The sequence below is a fragment of the Litoreibacter sp. GN1-5 genome (genome assembly GCF_055693805.1).
In genome coordinates this window covers 3,167,136-3,183,148 of the sequence record NZ_JBVFUP010000001.1, presented here as the reverse complement: position 1 = coordinate 3,183,148, position 16,013 = coordinate 3,167,136, and the positions used below count along the sequence as shown (strand labels likewise).

Below are 16,013 nucleotides of genomic sequence, written 5' to 3'. Positions count from 1 at the left end.
CATCACAGGCCCCGAACACCGCATCGGGGTCTTCCTCGGCCACCTCAAACGCCAGCACGATGTCATCATGAGCCAAACGCCAGCATCTGTCATCGGCGAGCTAAAGCTACAGATTAATAACAAAATTAGAGCTGTCAGTATCTCTTAGCAGCTCTATATTCCTCAAAACACGCTCTGAAGAGAATTCAAAGCTAGATTCAGGGTCGTTTCTTGGCGAAATAGATCTTAATACTTCAAAAACTTGACAAACAAAATCTGGTTCTATTTCTTTCCAAAAATCTATCAAACTGGTATCTAGTTTTTGCCAATTCCTGCCTGAAATATTAACAGAGTCCAGCTCCGAAAATATTCGATCAAACGCCATGCTATGTTTGAAAGGCGCTTCTTTATAACTCTTCATTATGTGGTCGAGGACAACCTTTCGGCCAGTTCTTGAAAGTACCGGCCAACAACTCCAAACTAATACATCATGCTTGTGAAAATCAAAACCGTACTGTTCGATAAGCAATATATCAGAGTAATCACCTAGATCATCATCTGAAGCAAGGCTTGAAAAGAACTCCGTATTTTTCTTTAATATCATTTGTTTTTCAGCTTATTCATTAAGGAGAGGGGGAGAGTAAACCAAAACTGCAATTCCCGGCTTGTTGAAACGCATCTTTGATCTGTGTCATATGTCCTGCATCAGAACCACCATGACAAGCAATATCTCGCGCATTACGTGCAAAGCCGAGCTCCCGCCATGCAGCGTAACGAAGGACTCTACCTGCAAGGCCAGTAGATGGAACACATTTCCCCAATGAATTCACTATCGATTGCGCCCTTTCTTTTCGAACTCTAGCTCGGAGACAAGCATCGTTATCATTCGGCCATCTGTTGATTACATCTGTTGTTACGTCCTTATTAGTCACCTCAGGAATGAGTTCAAATCCAGAAATAGCTTGTGAGATTTGCACTAAAAGAAACGAGATACCCGCGCCAACCATTATTTCGGGTCGACGAAGACCTCTTCGCCATTGCCAAGCTCGCTCACCCGGTTCAGTAGCTCAAAGGTTAACGGGTCTGTGGACGAAGCAACCCCTCCGTAGAGAAACTCCACATCGGGCAGCGGCAGCGCTTCAACATCGCCCACCGTCAGGCCAGCGGCGACCAGCACCACATCACAGGCCCCGAACACCGCATCGGGGTCTTCCTCGGCCACCTCAAACGCCAGCACGATGTCATCATGAGCCAGCGGAGTGCGCATCGACGTGTCGTAGATATAGGCCGTCGCCGCCCCACCCCGGACCTTCGCAATCCGGCGGTCCAGTGCATCGTATTGATACTGCGTCACCGCACCATCCGCCGCAGTGTAGCTGATCAGACGGTTCTGGCTGTCATAGGCGTAGGTGTCGTACTTAGTTAGTCGCTAAAACTCTTCATTCGTCTCAACAGAAAATTCCAATTTAGTCTTAGAATCAATATATAACCTTGATCCGCCCGTAAGACTTATAAACAACTCATTTGAGTTATTCTGAGTGACTTTATCGATTTCTTGACCTTGCAGAAACTTTGCAAGCCTTGAGAAAATCTTATCAGAAACAGTCTTTTGGTCGCCCGTCATCCTGTAAATCCTATTCTGATTTTATTTGAATAACAATCATCTGAAGCATTTATACTTGTTTGCAAAAGCTTAGCTCCGGTAGACTAGACTGTCTGAAATTCTGCTTTAGTTACGACAGTGGCATCTTTTTCAAAGGCCTTTACACTTGAAAGTGTTATTGTTTTCGGAAGCTTAGAATTTGATTTTCGCAAACACTGCTCCAGAAAATATTCCGCATATATTTTTAAATAACGGCGATCACCCTCATGTTCAACTTTTTGCAACTCATATCTAAGGAACTTAGCATAGGATTTTTCAGCTTTTCCAAGTAGATTCATTCGATGGAATATATCAGCTTTAAACAAAACAATCTTTGCATCATAAGTCGCGCCAGCATCTATTTTATCTAAAACTTTTAGTGCTTCATCGTATTGGTGCTTATTATAAAGCTTGGACGCTTTTGTGAATCTATACGACATCAGGGCAGCTTTGAAGATGTTCATGGTTTCTAGGCCAGCCCCAAAAGTCGAAGTATCAAAATCTTAAACGCGGTTGCACGGTCAGCAGGTGTTGTTGTATCAGGCTTCCCAATAAATTCATCACTTGGATTAGTTGTTGATGCCGTTGTGTCATTAAGATCGTTAGGATCTTTATCATAACCTAAAAGTATCCACCATGGAACAGGCGGTAACTTGGGAGGCATAGGATCTTCTGGCTCTTCAGGGGGCCCATTGTGCCCAGCTGGTGGAGGATCACCATTTTCCCGCCATTCTTCCTTATCAGAATTGAGAATACTTCCTAGGCCGCTAAGTATCGCACCAATTTGTTGAGCAAGGCCTAACGCACCATTCCCGATCGCTACGATTGGGCCTTCAACAACATTTCCCCCGCTATCTCTACAACCTGGTGATGAAATACACGCAACGCCTAACCCAGTTGTAACGACGCCTGCGTTTAAAGTCCTGTATTCAAGAAAACTTAATCCTGTTGGATCAAGTTTATTGTATGGGTCATTAAAAACATAAGCATAAATGTTTTTATCACCCCCACCAAACCCGATGGGGTCGCGTTGGATGAACTGGCCTAGGGCTGGATCGTAGTGCCGCGCACGGTAGTAAAGTAAGTCGCTCTCGTCATCGACTTCTCGCCCGTGTACCCGTAATGCTGGAACAGGGTGCCCGCAAACTGGGTGCGCGTGCCGAAGGCGTCGTAGTCGTACTCCGCCACAGCAGAGCCCGTCGAGACGTCAACAACCTTGCTGATCGAGCCTTGACGGTCCGAATACATCTCGTAAACGGTCCCGCTGGCGGGCTGATCGCTCCCGGAATATGCCTCAAACCCCAGCGGTTCATCCACGCTGTCGGAATGCACCCAGCGGTGGGTCAGGGTCGTTGTAGCATCAGCCTCACAGCTATCAATCTCAGCACAGAGCAGAGCACCCAGATGTCATCAACTGGAGCGGAGATACGAAAAATACTATTTATAAATATTTATAGATGATGCGCTTTCCAACCGAGGATCTCGGCGATCTTTTATAACTATCAGTATTACCTTAGGAAGTAGGTACATGGCTTGAAAGAAACAAAAGATCGATTTAAATCTTCCTAGAGGCTTGAGCTTTCTATCAAAAAGGTACCTTCTAGTCGGAACGTGATCAGCTTTCCTAAGCCCCTCAAGCACATCGTCCATTCTTGATTCATTATCATCGCCACTACTATCGACATATGCTTGGGCAACTTGCAGCGCAGCGTGAAAGCTGTTTCCCTCAATGAAATCAAAAGCAAAGGCTTTTGCTTCCTTTTCCATTCCCGCCTTGGAAGCGAGCATCCCTAGATTTTGAAGTGTCCCGATATCACGGGAAAAATTTCCTTTCATGATAAAAGTAAAAACATTTTTTAATTGGTTTGGCAAAATATCTTTCCGCCTCAAAGCTTCTGTAGTAATGTTAAATAACTCAGCCGCGCTCAGGAATTTAGGAGCCTCCATATCATTATCTAGTATAGAGTTAAGGTGATTACTAGCAGTCGTCATCGCCGTCTCCTTGCCCATTGTTTTCCTCTTTTGTCTCAAGGTCACGCTTTATTTGCTCTATCCGAGACCTGGTTTCAAAATGCGTATTTGCAGCATCTCTAATATTCTCAGCACCTGGAACAAGCGCTCCCCATACAATAACCAATACTCTGGTAGTTTCCAAAGAGTACTTAATTATTTTATCAAGAGTTTGTTTGAGTTTACTACGATCATCATTTGGGCCACCGCAGTTTCCGTTTCCACCACCAGAACCAGTTCCTTCGGTTGGTGCTGCTTCCCCGTCTGATCCGCTTACATTGAAATTATAAAGAGCGGCCGTAATTGCTGCTGTGAGACCCAAAACGCCTTGATTGACATTATTTTGAGCAAAGGCACCAGCGGCGGCGGAGGCTGCGCCATTTCGAGCAAGACCCAAAGAAGAAAGTCCAGAAGGATCAACAAACGTATAGGGATCATTTTCGACATACGAATATAGATTGAGGTCTCCTGCAATAAATCCAGTTAGATCTCTCGCAATAAACTGGCCTAGGGCTGGATCGTAATACCGCGCACGGTAGTAAAGTAAGTCGCTCTCGTCATCGACCTCCCGGCCCGTGTACCCGTAATGCTGGAACAGGGTGCCCGCAAATTGCGTGCGGCTGCCGAAGGCGTCGTAGTCGTACTCCGCCACAGCAGAGCCCGTCGAGACGTCAACAACCTTGCTGATCGAGCCTTGACGGTCCGAATACATCTCGTAAACGGTCCCGCTGGCGGGCTGATCGCTCCCGGAATACGCCTCAAACCCCAGCGGTTCATCCACGCTGTCGGAATGCACCCAGCGGTGGGTCAGGGTGACTTCGCCAAAGGGTTGACCGGTATCCGCCAGGAACGCGGTCTCGCAGGGTGCGGGGATGTCGCCCAGCAACGTCTGAAGAACGTCCCGTGGGTCGACGAAGACCTCTTCGCCATTGCCAAGCTTGCTCACCCGGTTCAGTAGCTCAAAGGTTAACGGGTCTGTGGACGAAGCAACCCCTCCGTAAAGAAACTCCACATCGGGCAGCGGCAGCGCTTCAACATCGCCCACCGTCAGGCCAGCGGCGGCCAGCACCACATCACAAGCCCCGAACACCGCATCGGGGTCTTCCTCGGCCACCTCAAACGCCAGCACGATGTCATCATGAGCCAGCGGAGTGCGCATCGACGTGTCGTAGATATAGGCCGTCGCCGCCCCGCCCCGGACCTTCGCAATCCGGCGGTCCAGTGCATCGTATTGATACTGCGTCACCGCACCATCCGCCGCAGTGTAGCTGATCAGACGGTTCTGGCTGTTAAGTCATTATGAAAAAAGACCGCCTTGTAACTATTGTTCGTCGCGAAGATTGGCCAGAAACTCGGAAAAACTGCCAAAACATTTTTGGTAGGCGTCCATATTCCCTCTGTTGCCCCACGATAATCTATTATCTCTCACCCATACGGCACCGTAATCATCGTCATTCAGCGAAATACTGATCAAATCTCCAAAGTTGCCACTAGCTATGGGCAGGTGACCGGGCAGATTATTGTCTCTTTGATCCTCAATATTTTCGAGAATATCACATGCTTTTATTGGGTCGTTTAAACAAAAAAATCTGATACATCAAATTCTTCGCCTTTTGGTGTATCAAAAACTAGCGTAATCCAGCGAGCGCCGTTGTATTTCTTTAGAAACTCTATGTATTCGGAAGGAAGGTCTCGCCTCATGGCTTCCCTGATTTTGTCGATATCTTCGTCACCAACAGGGACCGGCTGATCAACCATCTCGAACTTTTTCAATATGTCTAACATCCTTTATCCCTATGATTCTTGACGCCACCATCATGACCTGTTTTTTCATGAGTTTCTCTATCGACAAGCTGCATCGTCTTTCCGTCTTGATGATGATGCCATATAGTATTATTAGGCCTAACTTTAAAGCCCGCCGCTTTATTTGCCCTACGAGCGTCGATGCCACGATTACCAGTCACTGCAATCTCAACCGAGACAATCGCTTCAAAGATAGGATAACCCTTGGCATCAAACGGAACTTTGGTTACTGGATGTTCACCTCCGGCCAACCCGCGGTTTCGGATGGCCTCGGGCAAATCCTCATTATCTACGCATTCATCATCATCTTCCTCACTACCCGACTCAACGGATTGCACAATGTTAAACAATATCAGCGCGGCTCTGATTTGTGCCGCGAGGCCAAGCGTTGGGATGCCTACTGTGCCGGCCGTTTTGGCTGTTTGCTTTGCACTTCCAGCAGAACCGATCAGCCCATCAGCCGTCGCAGCCAAACCACTTGGGTCTGTCCAATTATAGGGGTCGTTCCAAACATAGGCGTAGGTGTTCAGATCACCGGCGGCGAACCCGATGGGGTCGCGTTGGATGAACTGGCCTAGGGCTGGATCATAGTGCTGCGCGCGGCATTAGAGGAAGCGAGGTTAATCGCTAAAATTCTTCTTCCGTTTCAACAGAAAATTCCAATACAGCTTTGGAATCTACATACAATCTTGAGTCATCCAAAAAACTAATACATAATTCATTTGCGTTACTTTGAGAAACTTTATTGATTTCTTTGCCTTTTAAAAATTTTGCTAGCCTTAAAAAAGCCTTGTCAGAAGCAATCTTTTGGTCGCCCGTCATCCCAAACACTCCTACTCCGTTTTCTTTTATCAAACATTTTGCGATTCTTATAAACCTCATAGTGGTCTTTGTGAAGTCGGTCAAAAACCCAGATTTCACCCGTCTTTGGATTAACTTTAGCAGGTGTGCCGCGCACATTTTTAAAGTCAGTTGGATCTGTTTTTGGTGTCGGCTCTCGATTATCATCTGGCTTACAATCCGGATCAGGATTACCAGCCCTACTATCCGTCTTCGCATCATCCTTCTCACCACTACCTGCTTCAACGGATTGCACAATATTAAACAATATCAGCGCAGTTCTGATCTGTGCCGCAAGGCCAAGCGTTGGGGCGCCGACTGTGCCAACCGTTTTGGCTGTTTGCTTTGCACTTTTAGCAGAGCCAGCCCCACCGAGCGCTGCGGTGGTCAAGCCACTGGGGTCTGTCCAATTATAAGGGTCATTCCAGACATAGGCGTAGGTGTTCAGATCACCTGCGGCGAACCCAATCGGGTCGCGTTGGATGAACTGGCCCAGCACGGGATCGTAGTGCCGCGCACGGTAGTAAAGTAAGTCGCTCTCGTCATCGACCTCCCGGCCCGTGTACCCGTAATGCTGGAACAGGGTGCCCGCAAACTGGGTGCGCGTGCCGAAGGCGTCGTAGTCGTACTCCGCCACAGCAGAGCCCGTCGAGACGTCAACAACCTTGCTGATCGAGCCTTGACGGTCCGAATACATCTCGTAAACGGTCCCGCTGGCGGGCTGATCGCTCCCGGAATACGCCTCAAACCCCAGCGGTTCATCCACGCTGTCGGAATGCACCCAGCGGTGGGTCAGGGTGACTTCGCCAAAGGGTTGACCGGTATCCGCCAGGAACGCGGTCTCGCAGGGTGCGGGGATGTCGCCCAGCAACGTCTGAAGAACGTCCCGTGGGTCGACGAAGACCTCTTCGCCATTGCCAAGCTCGCTCACCCGGTTCAGCAGCTCAAAGGTTAACGGGTCTGTGGACGAAGCAACCCCTCCGTAAAGAAACTCCACATCGGGCAGCGGCAGCGCTTCAACATCGCCCACCGTCAGGCCAGCGGCGGCCAGCACCACATCACAGGCCCCGAACACCGCATCGGGGTCTTCCTCGGCCACCTCAAACGCCAGCACGATGTCATCATGAGCCAGCGGAGTGCGCATCGACGTGTCGTAGATATAGGCCGTCGCCGCCCCGCCCCGGACCTTCGCAATCCGGCGGTCCAGTGCATCGTATTGATACTGCGTCACCGCACCATCCGCCGCAGTGTAGCTGATCAGACGGTTCTGGCTGTCATAGGCGTAGCTCTCACCCGCACCGTCCGCCTTTGCGGTCCGGCTGATCCTGTTCCCGCGCGCGTCATAGGCATAGGTGTATGTGTCGTCCTCGGTCAGCTGGTTGTCAGAGTTGCTGTTATAGACGTTTGACAGATGCGCGACGGTGCGGTTGCCCTCCTCGTCGTAGGCATAGTCCTCAACCGGGGTCTGCGTGCCGCCATCGGCCACGGGAATGCCCTCGGCCACCTGCAACAAGCGGTTCAGGTCATCATACGAGATCCCCTTCGACTTCGACGGGTCCAACTGGTCATCAATGCCGGTCAGTTGACCGTCCACATCGTAGCGGTACACCAGATCCGTCAGCGCGATACCGTTCTGCGCATGGCTCAGCGCCGACAACAACCCGTTGGTGTATTCCATCGAGGACGCACGGCCCGAGGTAGAGGTCAGTGACGTCCGACGCCCATACCCGTCATAACCGAAGTCATACTCCGTCCCCCATGGGGCGGTGAGTTTGGTCAGCCGGTCCTCGGGATCATAGGTGTATTGCGTCACGCCGCCCAGGCTGTCGGTCATCGATACCCGACGGTCCAGCGCATCATACGTATAGCGCAACGTCACATCCGGCTGTAGCTCAATGCGGGATGTGGATGCTCTGCTAAGCCGATTGCGACTGTCGTAGTTGAACGACACCCGGCTGTCGTCGTCCAAGGCAGATGTAAGATTACTACGGCGGTCATAAGTGTAACGCAGTATGTTATCGGGCGTTTGCACCCGCTCGCGCCGCGAGAGGCGGTCGTAAAAGGCCCGCTCAACCAGACCATCCTCGCGGGTCAGTCTGATGAGGTTGTCACGCGGGTCATATTCACGCCGCATGGTCTGGCCCAGCGGATTGGTTCGAACCGTCATCCGGTCCAGTCCATCATATTCGAACGCAGTCACACCGCCCCGCCCGTCTGTGACCTGAGCGATATTGTCCCGCAGATCATAGCCAAAGGTTTTGATATAGCCTTCCGGGTCCGTTGTCTGTGTCAGGCGACTGACCGCATCATAGGCATAGAGGTGACGCTCGCTATCCCCGTTGATATGTTCAACGACTTCGCCAGCTTGGTTGTAGAGGCGACGGATTAGTCCCTCGGCAGGGTCGTTCACCGCCGTGAGCCGTTCCACATCGTCATATGTCATCAAAGTGACCAACCCGGTTTCATCCGTGATCGACGTCACATTGCCAACCCCGTCATAGGCATAGCTGGTCAGCCCATCGATTTGAGCGCCGTCAGCGGCTGTCACTTCGACCGTAAGGACGCGGTTGTCGCTGTCATAGCTTCGCTGGATCTGGCGTTCTTCCGGTGTTCCGGCAGCCTCAGCGATGGTCGTTGTATTGCCCCGATCGTCATAGGTCATCTGAGAAATCGACCCGTCGGCATAGGTGATCTGTGACAGGTTCTGTGTCCCGTCATAGGCAAAACGCGTGAAATTAAAGTTCTCATCCCGGCGTGCCAAGATTTTGCCACGGCTGGTATAGCTAAAGGTTCTCTGCCCCCCTTCTGGGTCGGTAATCAGAGTGACCTCTCCAAACGGATCGTATTCATACGTTGTCACGAAGCCCTGAGCATCAGTCATTCGCGTGACTTTATTGAACTGAGGCTCATAAACGTAGCTCATGACACGTTGATCCGGCGACCCAAACGCCTCCACCATCTGGGTAACATTGGCATTACGGTCATAGAGCAGCGTGTCTGTCCGCACCCCGCCTTGCAGTGAGGAACTGGGGCGTTCCAGCAGCTCAACGAGATCGTTCTGATCCCGCTCCATCCGTGTTATGCGCCCAAGCGGATCGGTGACCTGAACCGTCGAGCCGAAGCTGTTCACAATGATCTCGGTCACTTCTCCTTTGCGGTCCGTAACGGTCGTCACGCGATCTTCTGGTGCCACATATGGACGTGGGTTGCTGATAGCACCCCCAAGGCCGTCAACCAGCCCGAGAGATGTCGCAACCTGACTGCGAATGCTCGAACCGTCAGGAAGTGTTGCGCCAAACATTCGGCCTGTTGCGTCATATGAATAAAGAGTTTGATTGCCGTTCAGGTTAATGGTCGATAACAATCGCCCATATTCGTCATATCCGAACATGGCTGTATCACCATCAGGTTCCGTGACACCAGTAAGCTTGCCGTCATCCTGTTCAAAGACTGTTTCCCGACCATCAGGGTAAGTGATCATCGACAGGCGACCGGCTTCTTCATAGGCGAAAGTTGTCACGCCACCAACCTGGTCTGTTATTGTCGCCAAGCGCCCATTTACGTCATATGCAAACTCCCGGCGATTACCCTGCGTATCAACCTCTGCTGTCTGCAGGCCGTTCGCGTCGAAAATGACCTTGTTGCCGTCCTTGTAGCGTCGTTCCCAACCACCGTCATCCAATCGGGTCAGGGTCGAGAATTCGCCGCGACCCGCTGAAAAGTTGTTCCCGGAGGACGGTTTCGAGAAATCGACCGTAACCGAAAATCTTTGGGCCGAGACCAGATCAAGACCGCCATCTCCGTCCACATCAACGGCAATCTGTTCGTCAATAGCGTAGTCAAATAATCCGATCTGTGGCGGCAAGAACTCACCGTTACCCTGACCCTGATAAATCGCTACTTCCGATCCATCTGGTGTTCCGTAGGATATCAGGATGTCATCCAGACCATCACCATTGGCATCTAGCAAGAAAACTGACGAATTCTGTCCAAGCGCCGCAGTCGGTAGCGAATATACAATGGGGTCAGCGAAAAAAGTGTCCGGAAGACGAAGAAACACCTGAATCCCTGCTGATGGCGTGTTCGTGACCACATCATCCAGAGTGTCGCCGTTCAAATCTCCGGTGGCAAAAGCAGACCCCAACCCATTCGGACTTGGACCACCAATGTTCAAACCAAAGAATGCAAAACCACGGTCTCCAGTGTTTTGCAGCGCCTGAACGCCGATCGCCTGCCGGAACATGATATCCACATCGTCATCACCCGTAAGATCCAATGTTTCGACCTGTAAAACATTACCGCCACTGCCACCTGAACGGATGCGCGAGAAAAGCCGGGTTGGATCGCCACCAAAATCAACCCAGACTTGAGGGAACGAACCGAAAAAGCTCTGGGTGTTGCCGCCAACTATCGCGTCTTCGAAGCCGTCCCCATCGACATCCGCGACGTTCAAAGTAGTAAGATTTGCAGGGAAGCCATCTGCACGAACCACATTTTCAAATTCGCCGAACCCTTGATTTACGAGATAGCCCACAATGTTGCTACGCTGCGTACCATAGACAATATCAGGCCATTCATCGCCGTTGTAGTCTATCTCCTTAGCTGAGAACAGGATCGGAGCATAAGTCCCGGTCGTTGGGACAGTCGTAGGCGCTGCCACCTGAACGGATTTGTCTGCTTCTAGGTTGCGGTCACCATAATTGAGAATTGTCCTGACAGAGCCCGTACCACTGTCCCCAAAGATGATATCAAGGTTACCATCTTGATCGACATCCGCGGTGCTGAGCCCCTGTACCCCAACAGCAGGGAAGACGAGCCTTGCGTCTTCGTCGAACTCTGTGAAGCTTTTCTCCGGGTCGAAGGTCGTCACGCTGTCATCGTTGATGATTGCGACCGAACCATCATCATTCTGGACCAGTTTCTGCAACCCGTCGATGGACCAGCCCTGGCCGTAAGGGCTATCAGTCTCGTTCTGGACATAAAGCTCGCCGGTATAGTCACTGGCAACCGTCGAACAGGCATAGCTTGCAGCCGAGTAATAGGTAAACTCATAGCGCCCGGACGACAGCTCGCTTGCATCTACTGACATGGACTGGCGCAGGGTGACCTCTTCGCCGATCAGCGCAGGCGTTGTGCCGCTGGCGGCATTGCGCGGCGTCCAGCTTTTGTCATCCCGCAGGTCAAGCCCACCGATGTCAATCCGGGTTTGCAACGTCTCAGGCAGGCCGGCTGTGTCGGAAATGGACACGTCTCCGGCCACGATCACCGTCGGGTCCGCAGCCGCCGAGTGGTAGGACAAGGCGACCTGTTGCGTGCGGTTGAACGCGCGGTAGCCGGGCAAAACATAGGTTTCGGACAGATCACCCTCAAGCGGGGTCAGGTAGCGGTTCCCCGTTGGCATATCCGCCGACGCCGTCAGGCGCGGGGATTGTGGCAGGAAGGTAAACAGGGTTGAGCTTGGCAAGCTGGCAATTATCCCGCTGACGGTCGTGCCACCCGTGTCCACATTTGCCCGCGCAGTGCGGCCAAAATTGCCTGTCGTTGCATTGGTGCGCCACAGGTTCAGTTGGGCAGGCTCAGGCAGGTTGTCGACATTTGGCGCGCTGATCTGCACGCCTTGTGTGAACACTGCGCCGGGGGCATCCAGAGCGTAGATGTTGCAGGCCTGGGTGTGGACCGGCAGGCCGGGATGTTCAAAGAGCTGTGGCAGTGAGCCGAGGCAGACCTCACCGGTATAAGCACCACCCGCGATGCTCTCGATCGTATCCGCAGCGATGGTGACCCTAACCCCCGATGTAGCCCCGGTCAGCACCGTTTGCACACCTGCCACAACTGGTGCGCAGCTGTCATTGAGGGCCGTCAGCAGGAAGGCTGGCTCCAGATCACGGGTTTGGTTTGCGGTGATGCGGATATCACGCGCGTCCGAGCTGTAACCGCCCGGGCCACCATCGGCGGATGGCTCTATCAGCACAACGTCGCGTGTGCCACTCAGCCCTTCAAAGCTGAAGCTGCCATCAGCTTCGGTGAGTGTCGTCAAGGCCGCATCGCGCAGGCGGACCGGGATATTTGCCAAGGGCGTCTCGACTCCATTGGCAAAATCAGTCGCATCCAGCACGCGGCCCGTGATTGCCGTGTCCCCAAGTGTAGCCGGGATCACTTCGATGGTGATGGTTTGTTCATCCGTTAACACAGTGTCCGAGGCACCAAGGGTCAGGACATAGCTGCCCTCCTGACCTTCCTGAGGCCGGAAGCGCAGCACACCCGTCTCGGCATTTAGCGTCATGCCAGCGGGCAGTGGCAAAGGCCGAGCATAAAAGCTGGGGATATCGCCGCCTGTATCCGTGGCGTCCAGATCCAATGTCAGTTCCAGGCCCACCTCGACGGTGTAAGTGTCCTGCAGCGCGGCCAGTACGGGGGGCGTATTCGACCCGCCGACCGTGATCTCAAGCGTGGCTATGCCCTGCGTCAGCCCGTCAGAGACGGTGACTTGCACGGTGTATTGCCCCGCAGCATCGGGGGTGAAGTTTGCATCGCCGGTGGTGTTCAGGGCGGTAATGTTGGCAGTGCTGCCTGTCGGGGCACTGGCCATGGCGAAGATGTAGCTCAGCGTGTCGCCATCGGGGTCGGTTGACCCGGCAGCGCTCAGGGCAAGCTCGGTGCCGACCGCTGCTGTCGTGGCGCCGCTCAGGGCTGCGACTGGCGCGCGGTTGGGCACCTCCAGCGTCACATTTGTGGGTGGGCTGCTGACCAGGCCGTCAGTAACCGTTAACTCGAACGTATAGCTGCCTTGGCTATCCGGCGTGAAGCTGGCCGTCGGGCCGAACGGGTCGGGGATAGTCGCCGTGGACCCGGTCGGACGCGCCGTGATGACCCAGTTATAGCTCAGCGCATCGCTGTCAGGATCGAACGAGCCGGTGCCGTCCAGCGCCGCAACCGCGCCGACAAAGACCGGGCTGGTGATTGTCGCCACTGCTGTGGGTGCAGAGTTCGTGACCTCAAGCACGATCACCACGGGCTCAGCCGCTAATGTCGCATCCTGTGCGGCCAGTTGGATCAGATAAAACCCTGGGCGATCCGGCACAAAGCTGAGCGTGTCCCCTGCCCGCACCTGCACATCCGGATTTGCCGGATCAATCACCGCAGCACTGTCGTCGGGCCGGGCAATCAGCGCCCAGCCATAGCTCAGCGTATCGCCATTCAGATCAGACGCATAATCAGCGGCATCAAGCGCAACCGCCTGCCCGCCAGAGCTGTTCAGCGCAGCCCCTCGCAGCATGACAGGGCGCAGGTTGCCTGTGCCAACAAATACCGTATCGGGCAAGGATACGCCGCCCGCATCAGACACTACAAGCTGCGAGACGGTGGATAGGAAAGCACCCTGATCCTCTGCCAACGTCAGCTCTGGCAAAGCCAGCGCGGCATCATTCAAAACACCCGGTGCGGCGCCCGTCAGACCCGTCACACCCCAAGTATAGCCGGGCGCCATAGCTTGCGATAGTGTGCCATCCAGTTGCGCCACACCCGCAGCGTTTGCCAAGGCGTCACGCCCGACCTCGGCCACTGGCAGCGGACTACCAGTCTTGATCACATAGGTCGCAGGAACCGAGGCCGTCTGGTCGTCGCGTGCGATCAGCTGCACCACATAAAGCCCCTCGACATCCGGCGTCAGCGCCACGCTTGGGCCCGTCCCCGCGATGGTTGCCAGGCTACCCGCCGGGGCCGAAATCAGCGCCCAGTCATGACTAATCAGATCGCCATCTAGATCATAACTTTGCGTCCCGTCCAGCGCCTGCGCGCTGCCCACGGCAAACGCACCGCTGCTGTCAATCCGCGCCACAGGACGCAGGTTCGCCGCAGGATCCGTGCTGATCAGCACCTGATCCGCACCACTGCGCGACCCATCCGACACAGACAGCGCCACAAGATATTCGCCCACCGTATCCGGGGTCACGGCGCTCAGGCCATCGGCTGTACCCGCATCAATCACAGCCGCACCACCCGCAGGCGCAACAGCTACCCGCAGCACAGGCGTCAGCACATCCACATCCACATCCGTGCTCTGGTGCCCGTCCAGCACCAGCGCCGTCCCAACAGCCCCGCGCAACTGGTCAAACCGGGCTGACGCCACAGGCCCGACAGAGCGTTCAACCGCGCCGCCCTCATCAGCCGTAGGCAATTGCCCCAGCCAGGACCGCTGGTGCAGCTCACCATTGGTCAACTGTACATCGCGCGCAATTACAGAGCCCTCAGACGACCCGGAGAACCCCGTCATCCGCGCATAGGGTGCCAGAATATGACCCATGATCACAGAATTGACGTCGATTGAGGTCGCCTCGTAGAAGTTCCAGATCACGTTCTCGGCCGAACCTGTGCCCCCCAACGGGTTCATCTGGAACCGCCCGGATATGCCCGAGACATTGATGATCACCGTCTCGGACTGGCTGACATCAATGGAATAGCCACCGGTCTGCAAATCCTGCATCCGTGCCTCAACAATGCGGGTGTTCGGACCAAACACAGCCTCAGACGCTACTGCATTCGGGGCACCGCCAAAGCGCTTGTGGTTCTGATCCTGAAGCTGCGCCCGCTCTCCCGTCAGGCTCGCCAGAAACGCTGATTGCGCCTTGAACAGATCAAAATCGAACACTGGCAGATCCGTCGCATTCTCGACGAGAACCCCGTTATTGACGTTGGACTGAACCCGCACCCCAGAGATCTTCGCCACATCGCCCGGCGTCAGATTGATGTTGGAGTTCTGCAGATCGCCGTCGATATACAACTCGTCAAATGCCAGACCATCGGTCTGTGGGCGGAAGCCAAACTGGCCATTGGTCTGTGTGACGGTCGAGCCAATATAGGTCCGCCCTTCCACTTCCTGACGGCCAAAAAACTGCTCTGACACAAGGTTGAACGTGCCCAGCGTCGCCTGCACATCAAGGGTATCAGACGGGTCTTCGCCCGTGACATCAAACTCAAATATCGCAGGCACCGAGACAGCACCATTCGCATCCGTGACGTTTAGCGCCAGCTCAAAGAACCCCGTGCCCTCATAGCTTACCTCCGAGATCGGGGCTGCAGGATCGGCAAAGGACACGTTCGACCCATCCGGGGCCGAGATAACCGACCACGCATAGCTCAGTGCATCGCCATCCACATCGTAGGACGCGGCACCATCCAGCACCAGTTCCAGCGCGTCGGGCAAGCCACGGCCCCGCACCCGGGCCACAGGGGCCGTATTGTCGGTGCTGATCTGAAGCTCGGTCGTGTGCAGAGGGGTCGCAGCGCTGGCATCCGTTGCATCAAACAGCTCAAGCCGGGCCACATAGGTCCCCACCACATCAATCGTCACACGCGGGCGCAAAGCATCCGCTGCGCTGAACTCCGCCACGCTGAGCGCCGGCCGCGAGACCCAGCTCCAAACCGGGCGCAGCGTCGTTACACCATTGGTCACAAACCCATCCGTTGGGTCCAGAACAACCGTCTGCCCAATCACCGTGGCAATCGGCGTCGAAACACCAACAAAACCAGAATCAAGAGCTTGAGAATTTGCAGAGAATGAACAAAGCGAAAAAACCACCGCCAACGACAGGCGGGACATAAATGAAGACACGAAATTCCCCTCAGAAATACACTATAACAAAACCGTGATGCATAATCATCGCATCAAACCAAAGAGCCAGGCAACTCATTAATTAACCCAAAACACGAAACAATCCGTTTCTAAAAATAGTTAACAGCA

At 53.7% G+C, this 16,013-nt stretch carries 11 protein-coding genes and 2 pseudogenes; all 13 read right to left on the bottom strand.

Annotated elements, in window-relative coordinates:
- Positions 1-106: 106 nt before the first annotated feature.
- Positions 107-583 (bottom strand): hypothetical protein, encoded by a 477-nt coding sequence (locus ACZ1HF_RS15910; protein ID WP_472658428.1) that lies wholly within the window; start codon positions 581-583, stop codon positions 107-109.
- 402 nt (positions 584-985) lie between these two features.
- Complete coding sequence (locus ACZ1HF_RS15905) at positions 986-1,333, bottom strand: hypothetical protein (protein ID WP_472658427.1); 348 nt, start codon at positions 1,331-1,333, stop codon at positions 986-988.
- 353 nt (positions 1,334-1,686) lie between these two features.
- On the bottom strand, positions 1,687-2,085 hold the full coding sequence (locus ACZ1HF_RS15900) for a hypothetical protein (protein WP_472658426.1): 399 nt from the start codon (positions 2,083-2,085) through the stop codon (positions 1,687-1,689).
- A gap of 5 nt (positions 2,086-2,090) precedes the next feature.
- Positions 2,091-2,684: pseudogene (locus ACZ1HF_RS15895) on the bottom strand (RHS repeat-associated core domain-containing protein); the annotation flags it as partial.
- Positions 2,666-2,938 (bottom strand): hypothetical protein, encoded by a 273-nt coding sequence (locus ACZ1HF_RS15890; protein ID WP_472658425.1) that lies wholly within the window; start codon positions 2,936-2,938, stop codon positions 2,666-2,668. The gene ACZ1HF_RS15890 and the pseudogene ACZ1HF_RS15895, both read right to left, overlap by 19 nt.
- 120 nt (positions 2,939-3,058) lie before the next feature.
- Complete coding sequence (locus ACZ1HF_RS15885) at positions 3,059-3,631, bottom strand: hypothetical protein (protein WP_472658424.1); 573 nt, start codon at positions 3,629-3,631, stop codon at positions 3,059-3,061.
- Positions 3,600-4,877 (bottom strand): RHS repeat-associated core domain-containing protein, encoded by a 1,278-nt coding sequence (locus ACZ1HF_RS15880; protein WP_472658423.1) that lies wholly within the window; start codon positions 4,875-4,877, stop codon positions 3,600-3,602. Before ACZ1HF_RS15880 ends, ACZ1HF_RS15885 begins: the two co-directional genes overlap by 32 nt.
- Positions 4,878-4,952: 75 nt before the next feature.
- Positions 4,953-5,171 carry a hypothetical protein gene (locus tag ACZ1HF_RS15875; RefSeq protein WP_472659067.1) on the bottom strand — a complete coding sequence of 73 codons (219 nt, stop codon included), beginning with the start codon at positions 5,169-5,171 and terminating at the stop codon, positions 4,953-4,955.
- 35 nt (positions 5,172-5,206) lie between these two features.
- Positions 5,207-5,404, bottom strand: a complete 198-nt coding sequence (locus tag ACZ1HF_RS15870) for an SMI1/KNR4 family protein (RefSeq protein WP_472658422.1) — start codon at positions 5,402-5,404, stop codon at positions 5,207-5,209.
- Between the two features lie 5 nt (positions 5,405-5,409).
- Positions 5,410-5,907, bottom strand: coding sequence for an HNH endonuclease (locus ACZ1HF_RS15865; RefSeq protein WP_472658421.1), 498 nt, complete (start codon positions 5,905-5,907; stop codon positions 5,410-5,412).
- 9 nt (positions 5,908-5,916) lie between these two features.
- Positions 5,917-6,024: pseudogene (locus ACZ1HF_RS15860) on the bottom strand (RHS repeat-associated core domain-containing protein); the annotation flags it as partial.
- 37 nt (positions 6,025-6,061) lie between these two features.
- The gene (locus ACZ1HF_RS15855; RefSeq protein ID WP_472658420.1) at positions 6,062-6,256 is read right to left on the bottom strand and encodes a hypothetical protein; all 195 of its coding nucleotides are present in this window, start codon (positions 6,254-6,256) and stop codon (positions 6,062-6,064) included.
- Positions 6,228-15,884 carry a collagen-binding domain-containing protein gene (locus ACZ1HF_RS15850; RefSeq protein WP_472658419.1) on the bottom strand — a complete coding sequence of 3,219 codons (9,657 nt, stop codon included), beginning with the start codon at positions 15,882-15,884 and terminating at the stop codon, positions 6,228-6,230. The genes ACZ1HF_RS15855 and ACZ1HF_RS15850 overlap by 29 nt, the downstream gene beginning before the upstream one ends.
- Positions 15,885-16,013: the final 129 nt, after the last annotated feature.

Bases quoted from the DNA above. Each gene is read 5' to 3' on its own strand.
- ACZ1HF_RS15910 (WP_472658428.1), bottom strand. From the start codon at position 583: ATGATATTAAAGAAAAATACGGAGTTCTTTTCAAGCCTTGCTTCAGAT.
- ACZ1HF_RS15900 (WP_472658426.1), bottom strand. From the start codon at position 2,085: ATGAACATCTTCAAAGCTGCCCTGATGTCGTATAGATTCACAAAAGCG.
- ACZ1HF_RS15885 (WP_472658424.1), bottom strand. From the start codon at position 3,631: ATGGGCAAGGAGACGGCGATGACGACTGCTAGTAATCACCTTAACTCT.
- ACZ1HF_RS15855 (WP_472658420.1), bottom strand. From the start codon at position 6,256: ATGACGGGCGACCAAAAGATTGCTTCTGACAAGGCTTTTTTAAGGCTA.